Source organism: Pseudarthrobacter defluvii (assembly GCF_030816725.1).
Classification (GTDB): domain Bacteria; phylum Actinomycetota; class Actinomycetes; order Actinomycetales; family Micrococcaceae; genus Arthrobacter; species Arthrobacter defluvii_A.
This window is the reverse complement of record NZ_JAUSYG010000001.1, coordinates 254,063-274,960: the sequence shown is the minus strand read 5'-3', so window position 1 is coordinate 274,960 and position 20,898 is coordinate 254,063. Positions and strand designations below refer to the sequence as shown.

Below are 20,898 nucleotides of genomic sequence, written 5' to 3'. Positions count from 1 at the left end.
CGCATATCGTGCGATAATCGATCAGTGGCACGCGGCGACGGAAAACTTTCCCATGATCTTCTCCCCGGCGAAAAAGGCCCCCAGGACGCTTGCGGCGTCTTCGGCGTCTGGGCACCCGGTGAAGAGGTAGCAAAACTTACCTATTACGGGCTGTATGCACTGCAGCACCGCGGTCAGGAGTCGGCTGGCATAGCCACCAGTGACGGCAAGCGGATCAACGTCTACAAAGACATGGGCCTCGTGTCCCAGGTCTTCGACGAAACCACCCTGAACACCCTGACCGGGCACCTGGCCGTGGGCCACTGCCGTTATTCCACCACCGGCGCCAGCCACTGGGCCAACGCCCAGCCCACGCTCGGCGCCACCGCCACGGGCACGGTCGCCCTGGCGCACAACGGCAACCTGACCAACACGGCCGAGCTGAACGCCATGATCACCGAACGCACCGGTGGCCAGCTCACCGGCGAAATGAAGCAGGGCAACACCTCGGACACCGCCCTGGTCACCGCCCTGCTGGAGGGCGAGCCGGGCAAGACCCTCGAAGAAACCGCCATCGAACTCCTGCCCAAGATCAAGGGCGGTTTCTGCTTTGTCTTCATGGATGAAGGAACCCTTTACGCCGCCCGTGATACCTTCGGCATCCGGCCGCTGGTCCTGGGCCGCCTGGAGCGCGGCTGGGTTGTCGCCTCCGAACAGTCCGCACTGGCCACGGTGGGCGCCAGCTTCATCCGGGAGATTGAGCCGGGCGAGTTCATCGCCATTGACGAGGACGGTGTGCGCTCACAGCGGTTCGCGGAGCCGACGCCGGCCGGCTGCGTTTTCGAATATGTCTACCTTGCGCGTCCGGATGCCGCCATCGCTGGCCGATCCGTCTATGAGTCCCGCGTGGAGATGGGCCGGCAGTTGGCCCGGGAGAACACCCAGGCGGCAGACATCGTCATCCCCGTGCCCGAATCCGGCACCCCGGCAGCCGTGGGGTACGCCGAGGAATCCGGCATTCCGTTCGCACACGGCTTCGTCAAGAACTCCTATGTGGGCCGCACCTTCATCCAGCCCTCGCAGACCCTCCGGCAGCTGGGTATCCGGCTCAAGCTCAACGCCCTGGAGTCCGTGATCCGCGGCAAGCGCGTCGTGGTGGTGGATGACTCGATCGTCCGCGGCAACACCCAGCGCGCCATCGTCCGGATGCTCCGCGAAGCCGGTGCCGCGTCCGTTCACGTCAAGATCTCCTCCCCGCCCGTCCAGTGGCCCTGCTTCTACGGCATCGACTTCGCCTCCCGCGCCGAGCTGATCGCCAACGGCGCCACTATTGAGGAGATCTCGCAGGCCATCGGCGCCGACTCGCTGGCCTACATTTCCGAAGACGGCATGATCGAAGCCACCCGGCAGCCGCGGGAACGGCTGTGCACCGCGTGCTTCACGGGCAAATACCCCATCAAGCTGCCCGACGCAGACAAGCTGGGCAAGAACTTGCTGGAGCGTACCGACCTGGGCGGCCTGAAGCCCTCGCCATCAGCCCTTCCCGGCTCCACCGCCGCCCTCTCCGTCGATTCCCATGAGGACCCGGCGGAAAAGTCCGGCGCCACCGGCTGCGATCCCGGACCGGATTCCGAGTTTGAAAACCTGCTGACCGAAGCCGACCTCGTGCCCGACGTACACGCCGCCACCAGCGCCGACAAGAAGGACTCCGTATGACCTCCGCCAACACCGCCGCAGACAACGCCGGCATCACCTACGCGTCCGCGGGCGTGGACGTCGAAGCCGGGGACCGCGCCGTCGAGCTCATGAAGGACGCCGTCAAGGCAACCCACAACTCGTCGGTGATCGGCGGGGTGGGCGGCTTCGCCGGCCTCTACGACGTCTCCAGGCTGCTGACCTACAAGAAGCCGCTGCTCGCCACCTCCACGGACGGCGTAGGCACCAAGGTCGCTATCGCGCAGGCCATGGACATCCACGACACCATCGGGTTCGACTTGGTGGGCATGGTGGTGGACGACATCGTGGTGGTAGGCGCCGAGCCCCTGTACATGACCGACTACATCGCCTGCGGCAAGGTGGTTCCCGAGCGCATCGCCGGGATCGTCCGCGGCATCGCCGCAGCCTGCTCCGTGGCCGGCACCGCCCTGGTGGGCGGCGAGACCGCGGAGCACCCAGGCTTGCTGGGCGAGCATGAGTATGACGTTGCCGGTGCCGCCACCGGCGTCGTGGAAGCAGACGCGCTGCTGGGCCCGGACCGGGTCCGTGCCGGCGACGTGGTGATCGGTATGGCCTCTTCCGGCCTGCACTCCAACGGTTACTCCCTGGTGCGCCGCGTCATCAACCACGCCGGCTGGGCCCTGGACCGGCAGGTCTCCGAACTGGGGCGCACCCTGGGCGAGGAACTCCTGGAACCCACCCGCGTTTACGCCGCCGACTGCCTGGATCTGGCCCGCACCTTCCCGGTCAGCGCCGGCGCGGCCGTCCACGGCTTCAGCCACGTGACCGGTGGCGGCCTGGCCGCCAACCTGGCCCGCGTCCTGCCCCAGGGCCTGGTGGCCACGGTGGACCGCGCCACATGGGAACTGCCCGCGATCTTCAAGCTGGTGTCCGAGCTGGGCAACGTGCCGCTGGCCGACCTGGAGCGCACCCTGAACCTCGGCGTCGGCATGGTGGCAATAGTGTCCCCCGAAGCAGCGGATGCTGCGGTCGCCCGCCTCAACGAACGGGGCCTGCCGTCCTGGATCATGGGCACGGTTGCTGCTGATTCCGACGCGATTGACAAGTCCGGGCCCGACTACGTGCAGGGCGCCAAGGGCGTGGACGGCGGCGCAGTCCGCCTGGTCAACTCCTACGCCTAAAGCCTCCCATCGAGTGCTGAGTATTTGTCGTTTTCACGCTCGGGAGCGACAAATACTCAGCACTCGATGCATTTAAGTGACCTGGATCAGGTTGAGGATGCCGCCCTGGGGGTCCCTGATGGTGGCCAGCGAACCGTCAGCGGGTTCCTCGTCCGGCTCCACCAGGACCTCGCCGCCTGCTGCTTGGGCTGCCGCTGCCGCCGCCGCAACATCTGCCACCCCGAAGTAGATCTGCCAGTCAGCCTCCTCGCCTTCGTCGGCAGGAACGACGCCGGCCACCTCTTTGCCGTCAATGAGCAGCGTGCTGTAGCTGCCGCCGTCGTCCTGGGGATACTCGGTGACCTCATGCCCGAACAACTGCTGGAAGAAGCCGACGGCGGCCCGCGGCTCGGGTGAGAAGAGTTCCGCCCAGGCCAGCGCGCCCGGCTCGTTAAGGAGATGGCTGCCGTAGTGGCTACCGGCCTGCCAGATTCCGGTGGTTCCGCCGCCCGGCGGGGCCAGGAAGCCCAGAACGCCCGTGTCGCCCACCTGCTCCGGCCCAAACTGGGCAGCACCGCCGGCATGGCGCGCCTCCTCGAGCACATCCCCGGCATCCTTGGCGGCGAAGTAGACGTTCCACTTTGCTGACGTCCCCGCCTGCAACTGCAAGGGGTTTTGCGGCGCGATGGTGGCCACCAGGTGCCCGCGGAGAAATGCCTGCGCATAGCTGCGGCCATCCGGAGTGGGAAAGTCCTGGTACGTCCAGCCGAAAATTCGGTGGTAGAAGTCCTTCGCGGCTGCAACATCGGGCGTCTGCAGATCCGCCCAGCAGGGCTCACCGGTGGCGTACATGGTCCGAACAGTCATCCGGACAGGTTACCAACAGGCGCCGCAAACAAACACGGAAAGCCCGCTGCCGCACCGGAAATCCGGCATAGCAACGGGCTCCATGACGTAAGCGGTCACCCGAATCAGGTTAGAAAAAAGAGATCACAGCAGCCGGGCCAAGGGCCAGACCGGCTTGCGACAACTAACCGATGCGACGGTGGTTTACCTCGTCGTCATCGTCATCCAAATCATCCGCGTACTTATCCACATAAGCCGAATAGTCCGGTTCGACCGGTTCATTCGAGTAACGGCTCGTTGAACGACTGGCCGGGCCCGTCAGCTCACGCTGAAGTGCCGAGTAGTCAGTGTTCGGGGAGTAGTACTTAATGTCCCGAGCCTGCTTGGTAGCTTTTGCCTTTTGACGGCCGCGCCCCATGGCGTGACCCCCTTTTGTACTTGGACCGGAGGTGGTCACCTTGGCGATCGGTGAGGCCCCGGAATGTTTGGTCAATTTGTCGTACACCTAGATTACATGCTTTCGGCGGGCCCCGCTTGCCGCCGCGACGCCCGGACGGCCGGGTGGGGTACCATGACGCGCTCCGCCCGCAGGATTCCGGCATTTTTCTTCGGTAGAGTCGCTTAGGAACCGCCAATTTTATCTGGCCGTGGGCGAGCCGCGGAACCAAAACCAGGAGGATGCGCACCCGTGAACCAGCAGGACATCCCGCCAAAACCCTCCTCGCCCCCACGCACCGGAAGCCTGCCAAAGATCCCCACCCGGGACGGTGCCTCGGCCCCCGCCCCGGACTCCGTCACCTGGTCCCAGCCGCGTCACGAGCCCGCCGCGGAGAAGCGCCCCAACCGGCGCCCCGCGCTCTGGAAGGCGGCCTTCGTCGTCGTGATCCTGGCCGTGGTGGGCTCGCTCGTGTGGCTTGCCGTGTGGCTGAACTCTTCGCCGGGCGCCGAAGCGCCCAAAAACGCGGCGCCGGGCGTGCTGCAGACCGCCGTCACCCCGCCTGCTACTCCCCAGCCCCTCCCCCGCGAAGGGGTGGCGCCCGCGGCGTATGCGGTAGGTGATTGCTTCAAGGATTTCGATCCCCAGGCGCTTGCGTCCACGCTGGTACCGTGCGACACGCCCCATTCGGCCCAGCTCGTCGCCACCCTCCACTACCCGGACAACGCTGAGTACCCGGGCGCGGACCCGCTGAAGGCCAAGGCGCTGGAGGTCTGCCAGGCGACGAAACTCAGCCCGGCGGCCAAGCAGTTCCCGCTCAACTACCAGCGCAGCTACCCAAGCACCACCAGCTGGGGATCAGGCGACCGCCGGGTGGACTGCTACGTCGCGGCCGACGGCGGCAATGTGATCAACGCAAGCGTGCTGCCCTGACGGTCACCCGCCAAGGCAGCACACTTCGCGTAAACGGGAGGTTTAGTCCTTCCGCCGCACCGACAGCCCTGAGCTGGGAGCGCCGGTCAGCGTATCGACGCCGGATGCGGTCAGTTCGCCGAAGTCCGGTGCGGTGTCCACCAAGACTGTGTCGCCGTCGCTGATCTCGCCGGCCAGGATGGACTTGGCCAGCCGGTCGCCGATTTCGCGCTGCACCAGGCGGCGAAGCGGCCGGGCACCGTAGGCGGGGTCGTAGCCGGACAGTGCCAGCCACGCCTTGGCGCCGTCGGTGACGTCGAGGGTGAGCCGCCGCTCGTGGAGCCGCCGCCCCAGTTCCGCCACGTGCAGGTCCACGATGTGCGCAAGCTCTTCCACCGTGAGGGCGTCGAACAGCACCACTTCGTCCAGCCGGTTCAGGAATTCCGGCTTGAAGGACGCGTTCACCGTGGCCATCACGGCATTGCGCTTTGCCTCTGCGTTCAGCGACTGGTCCACCAGGAACTGGCTGCCCAGGTTGGAGGTCAGCACCAGGATCACGTTGCGGAAGTCCACGGTGCGGCCCTGCCCGTCGGTGAGGCGGCCGTCGTCGAGCACCTGCAGGAGGATGTCGAACACCTCGGGGTGCGCCTTCTCCACCTCGTCCAGCAGCACCACGGAGTACGGGCGGCGGCGGACGGCCTCGGTGAGCTGGCCGCCCTCCTCGTAGCCCACGTAGCCGGGAGGCGCCCCCACCAGGCGGGCGACGCTGTGCTTCTCGCTGTACTCGGACATGTCGATGCGCACCATGGCGCGCTCGTCGTCGAACAGGAAGTCAGCCAGGGCCTTGGCCAGCTCAGTCTTGCCCACGCCGGTGGGGCCCAGGAACAGGAAGGAACCCGTGGGCCGGTTGGGGTCGCTGATCCCGGCACGCGCACGGCGGACGGCGTCGGACACGGCCTGCACGGCCTTGGCCTGGCCGATCAGGCGCCGGCCCAGCTCCTCCTCCATGTGCAGCAGCTTCTGGCTTTCACCCTGGAGCATGCGCCCTGCGGGGATGCCGGTCCAGGCCGAGATGACCTCGGCGATGTCTTCCGCAGTCACCTCCTCGGCCACCATCTGTGCAGGCTTGTCCGTGACGGCAGCCTCTGCTTCGGCAGCGGCCCTCAGTTCGCGTTCAAGGGCGGGGATTTCGCCGTACTGGATACGGGACGTCGTCTCCAGATCACCTTCACGGTAGGCCTTGTCGGCTGCCGACCGCAGCTCGTCCAGCTTCGCCTTCAGGTCGCCCACCCGGTTGAGGCCTGCCTTCTCGGCTTCCCACCGGGCATTCAGGGCCGACAGTTCCTCTTCCTTGTCAGCCTTGTCCGCGCGCAGGGCCGCGAGCCGCTCCACGGAGGCCGGGTCCGATTCCCCGCTCAGGGCCAGCTCCTCCATGGTGAGGCGGTCCACCTGGCGGCGGAGCTGGTCGATTTCCTCGGGGGCGGAATCGATCTCCATGCGGAGGCGTGAGGCCGCTTCGTCCACCAGGTCGATGGCCTTGTCCGGCAGCTGCCGGCCGGAAATGTACCGGTTGGACAGGGTGGCTGCCGCCACCAGGGCGGAGTCGGCGATGGATACCTTGTGATGCGCCTCGTAGCGTTCCTTGAGGCCGCGGAGGATGCCGATGGTGTCCTCCACACTGGGCTCGCCCACATACACCTGCTGGAAGCGGCGTTCCAGGGCCGCGTCCTTTTCGATGTTCTCGCGGTACTCATCCAGGGTGGTGGCACCGATCAGCCGCAGCTCTCCCCGGGCCAGCATGGGCTTGAGCATGTTGCCGGCGTCCATGGAGGAATCGCCGGTGGCACCGGCTCCCACCACCGTGTGGATCTCGTCAATGAAGGTGACGATCTGGCCATCGGAGCCCTTGATTTCCTCAAGGACCGCCTTCAGCCGTTCTTCGAACTCACCGCGGTACTTGGCGCCGGCAACCATGGAGCCCAGGTCCAGGGAGATCAGGGTCTTGCCGCGCAGGCTCTCCGGGACGTCGCCGGCCACCATCCGCTGTGCCAGGCCTTCCACCACCGCGGTCTTGCCAACGCCGGGCTCACCGATCAGCACGGGGTTGTTCTTGGTGCGGCGGGACAGCACCTGCACCACGCGGCGGATTTCGGAGTCACGCCCAATCACGGGGTCCAGCTTGCCGGCGCGGGCCACGGCCGTGAGGTCCGTGCCGTACTTCTCCAGCGCCTGGAAGGTGTTTTCCGGGTCCGGGCTGTCCACCTTGCGGTCACCGCGGACGCCCGGCAACGCAGCGAGCAGGGCCTCGTGGGAGGCGCCGGCATCACGCAGCAGCCGCGCAGCAGCATCATTGCCGGCAGACAGGCCCACCAGGAGCACCTCGGTGGACACGAAGCTGTCGCCCAGCCGGTCAGCTTCCTCCTTGGCGTGCTGGATGGCCTGCAGGGCGGGCCGGGACAGCTGCGCCTGCTGGCTGGAACCACCGGACGTTGCGGGCAGGGCCTTGATGGCGCTGCTGGCCTGGACGCTGACGGAATCGGGGTCGGCACCGGTGGCGCGAAGAAGAGCGACGGCGACACCCTCCCGCTGGTCCATCAGCGCCTTGAGGAGGTGGGCCGGTTCCACCTGCGGGTTGCCGGCCGTGGAGGCGTTCATTGCCGCGGCCGAAAGAGCCTCCTGGCTCTTGGTGGTGAATTTGACGTCCAAAGAGAGCTCCTTTCGGGGGCTTGTTGACTAAGTTGAGTCTACTACGCTCAACTTTGGACGGCGAGGTCCTTTAGCCATGTTTGCCCACGGCGAAATGACTGTCCAGAGCCTGAGGTCCTTTCGGGAGGGCGGCGCACCTCGGGGGTTCGGCGAAGGCCTGTGCGATGAAGAGGCCCCGGGTGGGCCTAGGTTCCGTACACCGAAACGGCAGCGGCCTTGACGACAAAGTGCACCCTCATCCCGGGAACGAGGCCCAGGTCTGCGGAGGCGGCGGGGGTGATGTCTGCGGCAAGGCCTCCGGCGCGGACACGGACCTGGTCCCCGTGCGGTTCAAGGTCGCTGATGGTGACGGCGAACGAGTTCCGCGGGCTCCCGTGTGCGTCTGCCAGGAACACGGAAACGGCCGACGGCGGGAACACGGCGGCGCCGGGACCCCCTTGCTTGGGCAGTTGGCCGGGTTCCCCGTCGCGTTCCTCGTCGTGGCCGGCGATCCTGAGGCCGCCACTGGTCCGGACCCCAGCACCGTCAAGGGTGCCGGGCAGGAAGTTCAGGCCGGCAAGGCCGGCAGCAAAAGAGCTTCGCGGGCGCTCCAACACGGTCCGGGTTGACCCCTCCTCCGCGACCCTTCCGCGTTCCAGGATGACCACGCGGTCCGCGAGCATCAGCGCATCCAGCACGTCATGGGTGACGATGATGGCCTGCCGCCCGGCGAGGACATGTTTGAACACGCGGCGCAGCAGCGGCGCGGAGTGAATGTCCAGGGCGGCCAGGGGCTCGTCGAGCAAGAGGAGCGCAGGATCCGCGGCGAGCGCCCGCGCCACGGCCACCCGCTGGGCCTGGCCGCCCGAGAGTTCGGCAGGACGGCGTCCGGCAAGATGTTCCGCTTCGACATCAACCAGCAGGCGCAGGGCCTGCTCCCTGGCCTCCCGCTTCGACGCGCCCCCGCTGCGGGGGCCAAAAGCGACGTTTTCCAGAACGCTCAGGTGGGGAAAGAGCAGGGGTTCCTGGGCGAGCAGGGCGGTGCCGCGGTTGTGCGGGGGAAGCCAGGTGCGTTGTCCGCCGTCGAGGTCGAAGAGCGTCCTGCCGTTGAGTTCGGCCCGGCCGGTGTCCGGCCGCAGCAGCCCGGCGATGCTTGCCAGCAGGGTCGACTTGCCGGCGCCATTGGGCCCCATGACCGCCACGGTTTCACCCGGCTGCACCTCCAGGGTGACGTCGAAATCCCGCCCGGCCACCGCCGCCTGGAAGGACAGCGTCACTGGACGTTCCCTCCTGCGGGGGCGGGCGCCGTCGTCCGTTGCACTGGTACGGCAGGGCGCGCTGCCGGGCGGCGGTAGGCGAGGGCAACCACCGCCACGGCCACCGCCACCAGCACCAGGGACAGGGCGACGGCGGCGTCCGGGTCCGTTTCGCGCTGCAGGTAGATCTCCAGCGGCAGGGTCCGGGTCACCCCCTGCAGGCTGCCCGCGAAGGTCAGGGTGGCGCCGAATTCACCCAGGCTGCGTGCGAAGGACAGGACGGCGCCGGACGCCAGGCCGGGCAGGACCAGCGGCAGCGTGACGCGGCGGAAGACGGTGCCGGGCCCGGCCCCCAGGGTTGCGGCCACTGCCTCGTACCGGGAACCCGACGTCCGCAGCGCACCTTCCAGGCTCACCACCAGGAAAGGCAGCGCCACGAACGTCTGGGCCAGGACCACCGCCGTGGTGGAGAAGGCGATCTGCAGGCCGAGCACGTCCAGGGTCCGCCCCAGCAGCCCCTGCCTCCCGAACGTGTAGAGCAGGGCGATGCCACCCACCACCGGCGGAAGCACCAGCGGCAGGAGCACCAGCGAGCGCAGCAGGCCCTGCAGGCGGAAGGTGCCCCGGGCCAGGACCAGAGCCAGCGGGACGCCCAGCACGACGCACAGCAGGGTGCTCGCTGCAGAAGTCCGCAGGCTCAGTCCCAGCGCCGTCAGCGACGGCCCCGATGTCACCAGCCGAATGAACTGTGCCCAGTCCACCCGCAGCACCATGGCCAACAGCGGAAGCACCACGACGACGGCGGCCAGGACCGCCAGGACCCGCACCCAGGCGGGGATGCCGGAGGACGCCGCGGCCTGGGTGCGCAGACGTGCCGGGGGCAGCGTTCGTTGCCGCCCCGGCAGCCGCTGTGTCTCTTGCTCCTGGGCCTCCTCCTGCCGCGTCCCATTCCGTTTCCGCATCACTTGCTTCCTGCACCAGCCTTGGCCGGATCGAATCCTGCGGCGGCCAGGACCCGCTGGCCTTCCGGTCCTGTGACCAGGTCAAGGAAGGCCCGGGCGGTGGCCTTGTTCCGGCCGTCGGCAATGCCTGCAATGGAATACGTGTTGACGGCAGCCCCTGCTTCCGGGAAATCGATGCCCGCGACCCTCGATGCGGCGGCCCTGATGTCCGTGCCGTAGACCAGCCCGGCATCGGCCTCCCCGGACATGACCTTGCCCAGGACGTCGGTAACCGCGTTTTCCTCACTCACCGGCTTGAGCGTAAGCCCGACCGCCTCCGCCACCTTGGCAGTAGCAGCCCCGCAGGGGACCTGCCGGGCACAGGTGACCAGCTTCAGGTCCGGCCGGACCAGGTCCTTCAGCGACGCGATTCCGGCTGCATTGTCCGGCGGCACTGCGATGGCCAGGGTGTTGGTGGCGAAATCCCTCGGCGTTCCGTCCGCGAGTCCCCCGTCCTGCACTTTCTTCATGTTGGTGGTGTCCGCCGAGGCAAAGACGTCGGCAGGCGCGCCCTGGCTGAGCTGGCTGGCAAGGTCGGAGGATCCCGCAAAGCTCAGGGTCACGTTCGTTCCCGGGTTTTCCGCTTCGAACGTGCGGGCGAGGTCAGTGAAGGACTGCTTCAGTGAGGCAGCCGCAAAAACGGTGATGGTGCCGCCGGGCTTGGTATCGGCACTGTTTCCCGCGCCGACATGCTGGCCGCCGGTACCGCCTGCGGCACAGCCGGAGAGGACGGCCAGCAGCAGGATTGCCGGCAGGACGGCAATCCGAAGGACGTGCGCGCGGAACCTTGGCCCCGCAGACCGGACCGACGCCTGGGTCATGCCGTGGCCTTTCCTTTCGGGGATTCGATGATGACCGTTGTTGCCTTTACAACGGCGGTGGCCACCGCGCCCGGTTCGAGGCCCAGGTCGCGGACCGCCTCGCTGCTCATCAGCGACACCACACGGAACGGGCCGCACTGCAGTTCCACCTGTGCCATCACCTTGTCCGTGATCACGTTTGTCACCAGCCCCACGAAGCGGTTGCGCGCGGAACTACTGCCGCTTTTCGGGTCGTCGGGCAGCTGGGCCAGCTTCTGCGCATGGGCCGCCAGCTCCAGCCCGTCAACCACCAGCCGGCCCGAGCTGTCCCGGAGCGGCGTAAGGGTTCCATTCTCGGTCCAACGGCGGACGGTATCGTCACTGACGCCCAGGAAACGGGCGGCTTCGGAAACGCGAATAAGGGACATTTGCCGATTCTAGTCCGCAGATGCGGAATCAGGAACCGCATAGAGACGCACAGACGGACCTACGCCCACCTATGCGGGTTGAGGCTCCCGGGAAGGACCTCAGCACTAGACTCCTTCCATGGCCATCTACATCGACCCGCCGCTCTGGCCTGCCCACGGAACCCACTTTTCCCATCTGGTCTCGGATGCTTCTCTGGACGAGCTGCATGCCTTCGCGGCTGACGCCGGGATCCCGGAGCGGGCGTTCGACGGCGACCACTACGACGTACCGGAACGGCGCTTCGACGAGCTGGTGGCAGCCGGCGCGGTGTCAGTGGAAGCCAGGGTGCTGGTCCGCAAACTCATTGGAAGCGGACTCCGGATCCCGGCACGCCGGCGGAACAAGGCACTGAAAGTCCCGCTGCTGAACCGCTGGGAGGCCATCATGCCCGGCCGCGACGCACTGTTCCTGGATCTGCTGGACCGGTGGAGCGAACCGCAGCGGCATTACCACGGCTGCACCCACCTGCTCTCCGTACTGGAGGCGCTCGACCTGCTCACCGAGCCGGAAGAGGCGCCACGCACCGTGCTGCTGGCGGCCTGGTTCCACGACGCCGTGTACCGGGGCAGCGCCGGCCAGGATGAGGAGGAATCCGCGCGGCTCGCCGAGGAACGCCTTACCCACGCCGGCCTGCCCGAGGCAGAGGTGGCGGAAACGGCGCGGCTGGTCCGGCTGACCTCGGACCACCGGCCGGAACCGGGCGACGACGACGGCGCCCTCCTCTGCGACGCCGACCTTTCCATCCTCGGCGGCGAACCGGAGGAGTACGCCCGCTACGTGGCCGCCGTCCGGAAAGATTACGCGCACATCGGCGACGCCGACTTCGCAGCCGGCAGGGCCGCCGTCGTGCGCCAACTGCTGGAACTGGACCCGCTTTTCCACCACCAGCGCGCCCGGGACCTGTGGCTGGACGCCGCACACCGCAACCTGGAAAGCGAGCTGACGTGAACGGGCCCGGCTCCAGCCCACGACACGCCTACTCCGCCAACGCGGCCCACCGGCAGCTCCCGTTCGCGGTAAGGCTGGACTGGGGGCTCGCCGGGGCCCTGACGGTGGCACCCGGGGCGGACATCGCGATGGTGGTGGACGTGCTGTCCTTCACCACCTGCGTCAGCGTGGCACTGGACCGTGGCATCGAGGTGTTCCCCTACCGGTGGCAAGACACCAGCGCCGAGGACTTCGCGGCCCACCACCAGGCACAGTTGGCCGGCCCCCGCAGCGGCGGTGGCCTCAGCCTGTCCCCCGCAAGCCTCCGCAGTGCGGGATTGCCGGAACGGGTGGTCCTGCCGTCCCCCAACGGTTCTGAGCTGTGCCACGCGCTGGCAGGGGAAGTGCCCCTGGTGGCCGCAGTTTGCCTGCGGAACGCGGCGGCCACGGCGGACTGGGTTTCCGCCAACCTCCCGGAGGACGCGGTGGTGGCCTTGGTTGCGGCCGGTGAACGCTGGCCGGACGGCACCCTCCGGCCTGCCGTGGAGGACCAGATCGGGGCCGGTGCGTTCATCGCCGGGCTGGCAGCTGCCGGCAAGGGCGGCTATGAGGCCGGGGACGGCAGGCACGGGTATGCACCGGAGGCCGTGGCGGCCATGGCTGTGTATGAATCGGCCGAGCCGCGCCTGCGGGAAATGCTGCAGCAGTGCTCCAGCGGCCGGGAACTGTCCGGGGCGGGCTACGCGGGGGACGTGGACATCGCCGCTGAGCTGGATCAGAGCGACTCGGTGGCGATCCTGCGCGACGGGGCCTTCCGGCCGCTTTGACGGAAGGGCGGTTCCTAGCGGTACGTCCTGACGGTATAGCTGCTCACAAAGGGCGTACTGGTGGGCACGATCTGCTTGCCCAGCGGCATCAGGGACACCGGGATGAGCTTCAGGTTGGCGATGGCCAGCGGAATTCCGACGATGGTCATGGCCATGGCGAACGCCGTAACCACGTGCCCGATCGCGATCCAGATTCCGGCCACCACCAGCCAGATCACGTTGCCCAGCAGGGAGAAGACACCGGTGCCGCCGGGCTTGTCCACCACCATCCGGCCAAAGGGCCACAGGGTGTAGGCGGCGATCCGGAACGAGGCAATGCCCCACGGGATGGTGACGATCAGCAGGCAGCAGACCACGCCGGCGAGGAAATAGCCCAGGGCCAGCCACAGGCCGCCGAAAACCAGCCAAATGATGTTCAGAAGTGTCTTCATGCACCCATTGTGCCCCCAGCCCTCTGACAAAAAGGTGGGGGACTCCCCTGATCCTGCCCTGATACTGATCCATGCCACCTTACGGGGGCGGGCGTGCCCGCTACACCCCGCGGCTGCGGGCAGGTCCGCTAAACCGTGGCAGCGGCCTTGGCAGCCTGCACGAACGCGCGGACCTTGGCCAGATCCTTCACACCGCGGGACGCTTCCACACCGGAGGAGACGTCCACGCCCCAGGCATGTGCTGCCGTTGATGCCTGACCCACATTGGCCGGTTCGAGGCCGCCGGCGAGCAGCCAGCTGCGGCCCTGCAGCACCGGAAGGGCTGCCACGGAGGCGTAGTCCCAGGACTCACCGGAACCTGGCACGGCGGCATCAATGAGGAGCATGTCCTCACCCCAGTCTTCGAGCTCATCCGGGCCGGCATCCAGGGTGATGGCCCTGACCAGCTTCATGCCGGCGTCGTGCACTGTTGCCACGTCCGCGCGCGACCGGGCACCGTGCAGCTGGATCCATTCCAGCCCGGCGGCCCGTGCAATGGCAATGGCGTCGGCCACGGGCTCGTCGCGGAAGACTCCGATCGGGGTGACCCGCTCCGGAACCCCGGCCAGCAGGGAGGCCGCCTGTGACGGCGTGACAACCCGGGGGCTGGCGGTGAGAACGAACCCCACAGCGTCAGCGCCGGCGTCCACTGCTTCGCGGACCGATTCGGGCGTGCTGAGACCACACACTTTGACGAACATTCCCGGGCTCCTTCAGGCTGTTTTCGTGTTGACCCCCCGGAGGAGAGTAGCAGGGACGGGACGCAACTGCGACGAGCGGGCCTGGTGGGGAACTAGGCTGGGCTGATGCAGATCATCCGCTTCGCAGAGCTTAGGGCCGAACCATGGCGCAACGGCGGCGGGGTGACCAGGGAAATCGCACGCCAGGGCTCGGAAGACGGCGGCTTTGATTGGCGGGTCAGCATCGCGGACGTGGCCAAGGCAGGGGACTTTTCGGCGTTCCTCGGCATGGAGCGCGTCCTGACCGTGATCGACGGGGAGCTGCTGCTGCTCACCGTAGACGGCGCCGAGCACCCCCTGGAGAAATACCGCCCGTACAGGTTCGACGGCGGCGCGGCCACAACGGCCAAGCTGCCCACCGGGGACATCCGGGACCTGAACGTCATTACCCGCACGGCTGCCTACAGGGGTTACACCTCCATCATCGAGCTGTCCAAAAAGCGCGCCCACCCCGTGTTTGAGGGGCAGTTCGGCGTCCTGCTGCAGGGGCAGGCGAAAGCAAGCCAGGGCGGCGGGGAGCCGGTGGTGCTGGGCCGCTATGACGCCGTGATGGGCTCCGACGCCGACTCCCCGGAGATTCTGGGCCGCGGCTTCCTGGCAGTGGTGTCCATCGACCCGATGGATCCTGCGGCCTAAGCAGCAGTGCAGGTGGTGGGGTCGCGCACCACTGCTGGCCCGCCGCCGTCGTGCGTTGCTACGCTGGGAACCAAGGCTCGGCACCCGAGCCTCCGGACGACGGTTCAGTACCCGGCACGCGACAAGACTGGCCAAAGGATCTGTCATGTCGTGGATCATCCTCATTCTCTCCGGCGCGCTTGAGGCCGTTTGGGCAGCAGCGCTGCACCGGGCCGCCCAGGTTTCCGGGCGCCGCCGCCTCGCCCCCGCCGCCCTGTTCCTCGCGGCCGTCGCTGCGAGCACCGGCGGCCTTGCCGTGGCCATGCAGACCATACCAACCGGCACCGCCTACGCCGTGTGGGTGGGTGTGGGCGTGGTCCTCACCTCCGCCTATGCCATGGCCACCAGGGTGGAACGCCCGACGGCGGCGCGCCTGCTGCTGCTGTCCGGCATCGCCGCGTGCGTGGTCGGCCTGAAGGTGGTGGCGTGATGCTGCAGCGCACCCTTCCGTGGCTGGTGCTTCTGGCGTCGGCCGTCCTCGAGGCAGTCTGGGCGACGGCCCTTGGCCTGTCCGAAGGCTTCGGCAAGCCCCTGCCCACCGTGGTCTTCGCTGTCACTGCGACCCTGAGCATGCTGGGCCTGGGCATGGCGATCCGCAGCATTCCGCTGGGCACCGCCTACGCCATCTGGGTGGGCATCGGCGCGGCACTGACGGTCAGCTGGGCGATGGCCACCGGGGTGGAACCGTTCAGTGTGGTGAAGCTGCTGTTCATCGCCGGCATCGTGGGCTGCGCCGCCGGCCTGAAGGCACTGCCGGCAAAGGACGCGGCGCATGGAAAGGACACACCCGCAGAGCCGGCCCGGCAGTGACTAGGCTTTTGCCATGGACTCCCCCGAGATCGCCCAGGCCGTCGACGCGCTGCGGCGCAGAATGGTTCCAGGCACGCGGACCATCCTGGGCATTGCCGGGGCGCCGGGGTCCGGCAAGTCCACCTTCGCCGCCTGGCTGCAGGAGCAGTTCAGCCCGGAAAGCTCCGTTGTGGTGCCGATGGACGGCTTCCACCTGGGCAACGCGATCATTGAGGGAACGCCGCTCAGGGAGCGGAAAGGGGCCATCGACACGTTCGACGGCGGCGGGTACCTTTCGCTGCTGCGCCGCCTGGTGCGGCGGGACGAGGCAGTGGTGTACGCGCCGGAGTTCCGCCGCACCATTGATGAGCCCGTAGCCGCCTCCATTGCCGTCCCCGCCGACATCCCGCTGGTGATCACCGAAGGCAACTACCTGCTGGCGGACCTGGAGCCCTGGAAAGAGGTGCGGGCCCAGCTGGACGAGGTGTGGTTCCTGGAGACCCCGCCCGAACTCCGGCTGCAGCGGCTGGTGGACCGGCACGTGTCGTTCGGAATGGAGCGGGCGGCCGCCCTTGCCTGGGCCACCGGGCCCGACGAAGCCAATGCCCGGCTGATCCAGGCCACCCGCCCGGCCGCCGACCGCGTCATACCCTGGCTGTAACGTCATCATCAGGAAACGAACAGGAGCACCCATGGCTAACGTCCCCACCAATCCCGTCAACCCTGTCCCGCTCGGCGACGGCCTGGCCGTCAGCCCCCTCGGCTTCGGCGGCATGGCCCTCACCCCGGTGTACGGCGAGGTGGACCCCGCCGAGGCGCTGCGGACGCTGCACCACGCCGTCGACGCCGGCGTCAGTTTCATCGACACCGCGGACATCTATGGCGGCGGCAGCAATGAAGAACTCATATCCCAGCTGCTCAAGGACCGGCGGGACGAGGTCCAGCTCGCCACCAAGTTCGCCCTGGTGGGCACACCCACTGACGGCTACACGGACATCCGCGGTGATGCTGAATACGTGCACCAGGCCGTGGAGCGGAGCCTGCAGCGGCTGGGCACGGACGTGATCGACCTTTACTACATGCACCGCCGGGACGTGCGTGTCCCCATCGAGGAGACCGTGGGCGCCATGGCCGAGCTGGTGAAGCAGGGCAAGGTCAGGCACCTGGGCCTGTCCGAAGTGACGGCACAGGAACTGCGGGATGCGTCGGCAATCCACCCCATCGCCGCGGTCCAAAGCGAGTGGTCCATCTGGAGCCGCGACGTGGAACGCAACGTGGTTCCCGCCGGAGCCGCCCTGGGCGTCGGCTTCGTCCCCTACTCTCCCCTGGGCCGCGGCTTCCTTACCGGAACCGTTGATACCTCGAGCCTGGGTGCCAAGGACTTCCGCCGGAGCATCCCACGCTTCGCCCCCGATGCAGCAAGCGCCAACCAGGCGGTGGTGGACGCAGTGCGCTCCGTGGCAGACCAGCTGCAGGCCACGCCCGCGCAGGTGGCCCTGGCATGGCTGCTGGCACAAGGCAAGCGGCTGGGCCTGCCGGTGGTCCCGATCCCCGGTACCCGCAAAGCCGCACGTATCGACGAAAACCTCGGTGCGCTGTCCCTGGACCTCACCCCGGCGCACCTGGAGGTGCTGGACTCGGCCTCGGACGCCGTCGTCGGCTCCCGTTCCGCGGACCCCAAGTGGGTGTCCGAGGGCCGGGAATAGCAGTCCCTTCCACCGCCAATCCTGACCGACCCCAAGGAGCCCCATGCCTGCCATCGTCCACTTCGAAGTCCGGTTCAACCCCGACTACCGCGCTGACGCCGCCAAGTACCTGTCCGAAACCCTTGCCGCCACCCGTGCCTGGCCCGGCAACCTGGGCATCGAAGCACTGGTGGACGACGCCGATCCCTGCCACTTCCTGGTGGTGGAGACCTGGGCCACCACCCAGGACCATGACGACTACGCAGCGTGGCGTCAGACGCCGGAGGGCAAGAGCGCGCTGCACGAGGTACTTGCAGGGCCGCCGTCCAAGCAGGTCTATTCGGAAACGCTGCCGCTCGACCTGCAGCCGTCCCTGGACTGAGCCCATGGAGTCACTTCTCTACGACCTGCCGGCCCTCACCATCCGCAGCATCTCGGTCAGCGGGATGGACAACAACGTGTACCTGCTGACGGCAAAGGCCAGCGGGGCACAGCTGCTGATTGACGCCGCCGACGACCTGCCCGCCATCCAGCAGCTGCTGGCCGACGGGGCCGCGGACACGTCCGCAGCTCCGCGGCTGGCCCTGATCGCCACCACGCACCAGCACTGGGACCACGTCCGGGCGCTGGAGGAACTGGTGGCGGCTACGGGGGCGCGGACAGCTGCAGGGGCGGACGACGCCGATGCGTTGCCGGTTCCCGTGGACGTCCGGCTCAGCCATGGCGACGTCGGCAACTTCGATGGTTTTGATGTGACCGCACTGCACCTGCGGGGACATACGCCTGGCTCCATCGCTTTTGTGTACCAGGATCCGGAAGGGCGGGCGCACATCTTTTCCGGTGACTCGCTGTTCCCGGGCGGGGTGGGCAACACGCAGAAGGACCCTGAACGGTTCAACCAGCTTCTGTCCGACGTCACGGAGCGGCTGTTCGGCGCCTACCCGGACTCCGCCGTCGTCCATCCCGGGCATGGCAAGCCAACCACCTTGGGTGCCGAGCGGCCGCACCTGGAAGAGTGGCGCGCCAGGGGCTGGTAACGCTCAACCAGCTGCCACCAGCTCCCACAAGGAAGGTTCCGGGAACGTATGAAGGACATTGCCGTAGGCGTCGAACCCCAAGACATCGGGCAGCTGGACCAGAGGAGCGCCGCCGAAGCGGCCCGGCATCGCCGGCGCGGCGTGCTTGTGGGCACGCTGGCCACGGCCGGGATAGCCATCGCGGTCCTCACCTGGGCCAAGTGGTATCCCTACGCCTTCAAGATCCCGGTGGTGGCCGACAGCCACTCGCTGGGAAACTCCGTCCTGTCCGGCAAGGCAAGCGCGCCGCCGTCCCCGTCGTGGACTTCGACCGTCGAGTACAGCCTCGCCTACATGGGGTCAATCTGGCAGGCGCTCGTGGCAGGCCTGCTCGTGGCCGCGGCGGTGGAGGCGTTTCTTCCAGCCAGCCGGCTGCTCGCACTTTTCCAGGCAAGGCGTGGCCCGGCCGTGAGCACGGTCTCCGGCGGGCTCCTGTCGATGTCGTCGATGATGTGCACGTGCTGCGCGGCACCTGTCGCCTTGAACATCCGCCGCAGAGGGGTTCCCGTAAGCTCCGCGCTGGCGTACTGGCTGGGCAACCCGGTGCTCAATCCGGCAGCACTGGCATTCATGGCCTTCGTGCTCCCCTGGCAGTTCGTCGCCGTCCGCGTCGGCACGGGCGTGATCCTCGTCTTTGGCATCACGCTGCTTGTTGGCCGCCTGGCGGGCGGGACCAGCGTCGCCGAGCCGGAGGACGAACCCGCCGACGCCGGAACAGCCGCCGACGCGGTGGGCAGGTTCGCCAAAGCCTTGGTCGGGTTGGCGGTGCGCCTCCTGCCGGAGTACGCGGTGGTGGTGATGCTTCTTGGCGGCTTCCGTGGCTTACTGTTCCCGGACGCCGGCACGCTCGCATCGTGGGGCGTTCTCGCAGCCGTCCTGCTCGCCGTCGTCGGAACCCTGTTCGTGATCCCGACGGCGGCGGAAATCCCCATCATCGGTGCCTTGATGGCTGCCGGCGTTGGAATGGGACCCCTGGGGGCGCTGGTGCTGACCCTGCCGGCCCTGAGCCTGCCCTCGATGCTCATGGTCCGCGCGGCCTTTCCCGGCCGGGTCATCGTAGCCACGGGGCTCGCCGTCATGGGCATGGGTCTGGTGGGCGCGCTCGCCATGACCGCACTGACCTGATCAACCGGCACCCGCGGCCTCTGATCCCGGCTGCCAAGTCCCCGTTAAAAGCATCGAGTGCTCCGCAGTTGTCGTTCAGAACCTGGCGGATTCATATGGTCATTGCAACAGGGCCATTTGAAGGGGTGTTGCGGTGCCAGCGGGATATGTTTTTGGGAATGAGATCCGGGACGGTTTCTTTGCTTTGCTGCGGCAAGGAGCCTCAATCCAAGAGGCGTGCCGCGTGTCGGGGTTGTGGTCCTCAACGGTGCGGCATTGGGTCCGGAAGATGGGCCCTGTGGAGATGTCCAAGGGCAATCGTGGAGGGCCGGCAGGGGCGCCGTTTCCGGATGGCGCCCCTGGCTCGGGCAGGTTAAGTCTGTCGGAACGGGCGGTGATCATGGTGCGCCTGCGAGATGGCTGGTCCTACGCGGCGATCGGCAGGGAACTGGGCCGGGACCGGTCAGTGATCTGGCGCGAGGCCAGGCGGAACTGCTGCGATGACGGAACCTACCAGTCCGACGTCGCACAGCTAAAGGCAGGTCAGAACGCCCGCCGGCCCAGGGAACACAAACTCGCCCATAAACCGCTGGCCCGCTTCGTGGAGTCCGCCATGGACGAGGGCTGGTCCCCGCAGCTGTGCTCGCTGGTCCTGGCCGGTGCTTTCCCGGACGATAAGAGGATGCAGATCAGCCACGAGACGATCTATCAGGCCATCTACGTCCAGGGCCGCGGTCATGTCCGCCAGGACCTGTACCGGCAGCTGAGCACCGGCCGGGCCAAACGGGTCACTGACGGAAAGGGCCGGGGCCGGAACAACAGCCCGTTCAAGGACGCCCTGAAGATCTCCGAACGCCCTGCTGAAACCGCGGACCGGGCCGTTCCCGGACACTGGGAATGCGACCTGATCCTCGGCTCAGTGGCCAGCAACTCAGCGATCGGGACCTGCGTTGAACGCTCCACCCGGTACACCATGCTGCTGCACCTGCCCAACGGCCACAGCGCAGACGAGGTCGCCAAGGCCATGATCACCGCGTTCGCCGCACTGCCTGCGGACCTGCGCAAAACCCTTACCTATGACCGCGGCGTTGAGATGGCCCGCTACGCCCAAATCCAGATCGCGATCGACACGGACATCTACTTCTGCGACCCGCACTCACCCTGGCAACGCGGAACCAACGAGAACACCAACCGGCTCCTGCGGCACTGGTTCGCCAAAAGCACCGACCTGTCCATCCACACCGCCCAGGACATCAAACGAGTTCAGGACAGCCTCAACAACCGGCCACGCCCCACCCTCGGCCTCGCAACACCCAAGCAGAAATTCAACGAACTCCTCCTCGCCGCAGCAGCCTAACCGTTGCAACGACCACTTGACTTTCCAC

General features: G+C 67.6%; 23 protein-coding genes and 1 riboswitch. Of the genes, 14 read left to right on the top strand and 9 right to left on the bottom strand.

Features of this window, described 5'->3' with window-relative positions:
* Positions 1–24 precede the first annotated feature (24 nt).
* On the top strand, positions 25–1,695 hold the full coding sequence (gene purF / locus QF031_RS01180; RefSeq protein WP_307422966.1) for an amidophosphoribosyltransferase: 1,671 nt from the start codon (positions 25–27) through the stop codon (positions 1,693–1,695).
* Positions 1,692–2,837: a phosphoribosylformylglycinamidine cyclo-ligase gene (gene purM / locus QF031_RS01175; RefSeq protein ID WP_307422965.1), complete on the top strand. Its 1,146-nt coding sequence runs from the start codon at positions 1,692–1,694 to the stop codon at positions 2,835–2,837. The genes purF and purM overlap by 4 nt, the downstream gene beginning before the upstream one ends.
* Before the next feature lie 72 nt (positions 2,838–2,909).
* On the opposite strand, the gene QF031_RS01170 is transcribed toward purM, so the two are convergent.
* Positions 2,910–3,683: a VOC family protein gene (locus QF031_RS01170; protein ID WP_307422962.1), complete on the bottom strand. Its 774-nt coding sequence runs from the start codon at positions 3,681–3,683 to the stop codon at positions 2,910–2,912.
* Positions 3,684–3,846: 163 nt separating this feature from the next.
* A complete protein-coding gene (locus tag QF031_RS01165; protein WP_307433055.1) occupies positions 3,847–4,080 on the bottom strand; it encodes a DUF3073 domain-containing protein in 234 nt (77 codons plus the stop codon).
* A 270-nt stretch (positions 4,081–4,350) separates the two neighbouring features.
* Here QF031_RS01165 and QF031_RS01160 point away from each other — a divergent pair, with 270 nt between their 5' ends.
* Positions 4,351–5,031: a septum formation family protein gene (locus QF031_RS01160; RefSeq protein ID WP_307422959.1), complete on the top strand. Its 681-nt coding sequence runs from the start codon at positions 4,351–4,353 to the stop codon at positions 5,029–5,031.
* 42 nt (positions 5,032–5,073) lie between these two features.
* Here the strand turns inward: QF031_RS01160 and clpB are convergent, their stop codons facing one another.
* The 5 genes from clpB to QF031_RS01135 all read right to left on the bottom strand — a co-directional run bounded on the left by clpB (position 5,074) and on the right by QF031_RS01135 (position 11,180).
* Positions 5,074–7,716 (bottom strand): ATP-dependent chaperone ClpB, encoded by a 2,643-nt coding sequence (clpB, locus tag QF031_RS01155; protein ID WP_307422957.1) that lies wholly within the window; start codon positions 7,714–7,716, stop codon positions 5,074–5,076.
* A gap of 185 nt (positions 7,717–7,901) precedes the next feature.
* On the bottom strand, positions 7,902–8,972 hold the full coding sequence (locus QF031_RS01150) for a sulfate/molybdate ABC transporter ATP-binding protein (protein ID WP_307422954.1): 1,071 nt from the start codon (positions 8,970–8,972) through the stop codon (positions 7,902–7,904).
* Positions 8,969–9,724, bottom strand: a complete 756-nt coding sequence (locus tag QF031_RS01145) for an ABC transporter permease (protein WP_370874550.1) — start codon at positions 9,722–9,724, stop codon at positions 8,969–8,971. Before QF031_RS01145 ends, QF031_RS01150 begins: the two co-directional genes overlap by 4 nt.
* Positions 9,725–9,912: 188 nt before the next feature.
* The gene (modA, locus tag QF031_RS01140) at positions 9,913–10,773 is read right to left on the bottom strand and encodes a molybdate ABC transporter substrate-binding protein (protein ID WP_307422948.1); all 861 of its coding nucleotides are present in this window, start codon (positions 10,771–10,773) and stop codon (positions 9,913–9,915) included.
* The gene (locus tag QF031_RS01135) at positions 10,770–11,180 is read right to left on the bottom strand and encodes a TOBE domain-containing protein (protein ID WP_307422945.1); all 411 of its coding nucleotides are present in this window, start codon (positions 11,178–11,180) and stop codon (positions 10,770–10,772) included. The genes modA and QF031_RS01135 overlap by 4 nt, the downstream gene beginning before the upstream one ends.
* Positions 11,181–11,298: 118 nt before the next feature.
* Here QF031_RS01135 and QF031_RS01130 point away from each other — a divergent pair, with 118 nt between their 5' ends.
* Together QF031_RS01130 and QF031_RS01125 are read left to right on the top strand one after the other, a co-directional pair.
* Positions 11,299–12,168, top strand: a complete 870-nt coding sequence (locus QF031_RS01130) for a DUF4031 domain-containing protein (protein ID WP_307422943.1) — start codon at positions 11,299–11,301, stop codon at positions 12,166–12,168.
* A complete protein-coding gene (locus QF031_RS01125; protein ID WP_307422940.1) occupies positions 12,165–12,974 on the top strand; it encodes a 2-phosphosulfolactate phosphatase in 810 nt (269 codons plus the stop codon). Before QF031_RS01130 ends, QF031_RS01125 begins: the two co-directional genes overlap by 4 nt.
* 14 nt (positions 12,975–12,988) lie before the next feature.
* On the opposite strand, the gene QF031_RS01120 is transcribed toward QF031_RS01125, so the two are convergent.
* Both QF031_RS01120 and QF031_RS01115 read right to left on the bottom strand, forming a co-directional pair.
* On the bottom strand, positions 12,989–13,405 hold the full coding sequence (locus tag QF031_RS01120; RefSeq protein ID WP_307422937.1) for a YccF domain-containing protein: 417 nt from the start codon (positions 13,403–13,405) through the stop codon (positions 12,989–12,991).
* 128 nt (positions 13,406–13,533) lie between these two features.
* Entirely contained in the window at positions 13,534–14,145 is a 612-nt protein-coding gene (locus tag QF031_RS01115; RefSeq protein WP_307422933.1) for a phosphoribosylanthranilate isomerase, read from the bottom strand.
* A gap of 105 nt (positions 14,146–14,250) precedes the next feature.
* On the opposite strand from QF031_RS01115, the gene QF031_RS01110 reads away from it, so the two are divergent.
* From QF031_RS01110 to QF031_RS01070, 9 genes are all read left to right on the top strand, one after another.
* On the top strand, positions 14,251–14,820 hold the full coding sequence (locus QF031_RS01110; protein ID WP_307422930.1) for a HutD/Ves family protein: 570 nt from the start codon (positions 14,251–14,253) through the stop codon (positions 14,818–14,820).
* A gap of 70 nt (positions 14,821–14,890) precedes the next feature.
* A riboswitch (guanidine-III (ykkC-III) riboswitch) is annotated at positions 14,891–14,956 on the top strand.
* Positions 14,957–14,965: 9 nt separating this feature from the next.
* Positions 14,966–15,289, top strand: a complete 324-nt coding sequence (locus tag QF031_RS01105; RefSeq protein WP_307422927.1) for a DMT family transporter — start codon at positions 14,966–14,968, stop codon at positions 15,287–15,289.
* Complete coding sequence (locus QF031_RS01100) at positions 15,289–15,669, top strand: DMT family transporter (RefSeq protein ID WP_307433052.1); 381 nt, start codon at positions 15,289–15,291, stop codon at positions 15,667–15,669. Before QF031_RS01105 ends, QF031_RS01100 begins: the two co-directional genes overlap by 1 nt.
* A gap of 13 nt (positions 15,670–15,682) precedes the next feature.
* Positions 15,683–16,309, top strand: a complete 627-nt coding sequence (locus QF031_RS01095; protein WP_307422924.1) for a nucleoside/nucleotide kinase family protein — start codon at positions 15,683–15,685, stop codon at positions 16,307–16,309.
* A 31-nt stretch (positions 16,310–16,340) separates the two neighbouring features.
* On the top strand, positions 16,341–17,354 hold the full coding sequence (locus QF031_RS01090; protein WP_307422921.1) for an aldo/keto reductase: 1,014 nt from the start codon (positions 16,341–16,343) through the stop codon (positions 17,352–17,354).
* A gap of 43 nt (positions 17,355–17,397) precedes the next feature.
* A complete protein-coding gene (locus QF031_RS01085; protein ID WP_307422918.1) occupies positions 17,398–17,715 on the top strand; it encodes a putative quinol monooxygenase in 318 nt (105 codons plus the stop codon).
* A 4-nt stretch (positions 17,716–17,719) separates the two neighbouring features.
* The gene (locus QF031_RS01080) at positions 17,720–18,370 is read left to right on the top strand and encodes an MBL fold metallo-hydrolase (protein ID WP_307422915.1); all 651 of its coding nucleotides are present in this window, start codon (positions 17,720–17,722) and stop codon (positions 18,368–18,370) included.
* Positions 18,371–18,418: 48 nt separating this feature from the next.
* On the top strand, positions 18,419–19,534 hold the full coding sequence (locus QF031_RS01075; RefSeq protein ID WP_307422913.1) for a permease: 1,116 nt from the start codon (positions 18,419–18,421) through the stop codon (positions 19,532–19,534).
* 133 nt (positions 19,535–19,667) lie between these two features.
* Positions 19,668–20,870, top strand: a complete 1,203-nt coding sequence (locus QF031_RS01070; protein WP_307422911.1) for an IS30 family transposase — start codon at positions 19,668–19,670, stop codon at positions 20,868–20,870.
* Positions 20,871–20,898 lie beyond the last annotated feature (28 nt).

Bases quoted from the DNA above. Each gene is read 5' to 3' on its own strand.
- modA (WP_307422948.1), bottom strand. From the start codon at position 10,773: ATGACCCAGGCGTCGGTCCGGTCTGCGGGGCCAAGGTTCCGCGCGCAC.
- QF031_RS01115 (WP_307422933.1), bottom strand. From the start codon at position 14,145: ATGTTCGTCAAAGTGTGTGGTCTCAGCACGCCCGAATCGGTCCGCGAA.
- QF031_RS01095 (WP_307422924.1), top strand. From the start codon at position 15,683: ATGGACTCCCCCGAGATCGCCCAGGCCGTCGACGCGCTGCGGCGCAGA.
- QF031_RS01105 (WP_307422927.1), top strand. From the start codon at position 14,966: ATGTCGTGGATCATCCTCATTCTCTCCGGCGCGCTTGAGGCCGTTTGG.
- purM (WP_307422965.1), top strand. From the start codon at position 1,692: ATGACCTCCGCCAACACCGCCGCAGACAACGCCGGCATCACCTACGCG.
- QF031_RS01145 (WP_370874550.1), bottom strand. From the start codon at position 9,724: ATGGTGCTGCGGGTGGACTGGGCACAGTTCATTCGGCTGGTGACATCG.
- QF031_RS01170 (WP_307422962.1), bottom strand. From the start codon at position 3,683: ATGACTGTTCGGACCATGTACGCCACCGGTGAGCCCTGCTGGGCGGAT.
- QF031_RS01100 (WP_307433052.1), top strand. From the start codon at position 15,289: ATGCTGCAGCGCACCCTTCCGTGGCTGGTGCTTCTGGCGTCGGCCGTC.
- QF031_RS01135 (WP_307422945.1), bottom strand. From the start codon at position 11,180: ATGTCCCTTATTCGCGTTTCCGAAGCCGCCCGTTTCCTGGGCGTCAGT.
- QF031_RS01130 (WP_307422943.1), top strand. From the start codon at position 11,299: ATGGCCATCTACATCGACCCGCCGCTCTGGCCTGCCCACGGAACCCAC.
- QF031_RS01075 (WP_307422913.1), top strand. From the start codon at position 18,419: ATGAAGGACATTGCCGTAGGCGTCGAACCCCAAGACATCGGGCAGCTG.
- QF031_RS01165 (WP_307433055.1), bottom strand. From the start codon at position 4,080: ATGGGGCGCGGCCGTCAAAAGGCAAAAGCTACCAAGCAGGCTCGGGAC.
- QF031_RS01090 (WP_307422921.1), top strand. From the start codon at position 16,341: ATGGCTAACGTCCCCACCAATCCCGTCAACCCTGTCCCGCTCGGCGAC.
- QF031_RS01080 (WP_307422915.1), top strand. From the start codon at position 17,720: ATGGAGTCACTTCTCTACGACCTGCCGGCCCTCACCATCCGCAGCATC.
- QF031_RS01085 (WP_307422918.1), top strand. From the start codon at position 17,398: ATGCCTGCCATCGTCCACTTCGAAGTCCGGTTCAACCCCGACTACCGC.
- QF031_RS01120 (WP_307422937.1), bottom strand. From the start codon at position 13,405: ATGAAGACACTTCTGAACATCATTTGGCTGGTTTTCGGCGGCCTGTGG.
- QF031_RS01110 (WP_307422930.1), top strand. From the start codon at position 14,251: ATGCAGATCATCCGCTTCGCAGAGCTTAGGGCCGAACCATGGCGCAAC.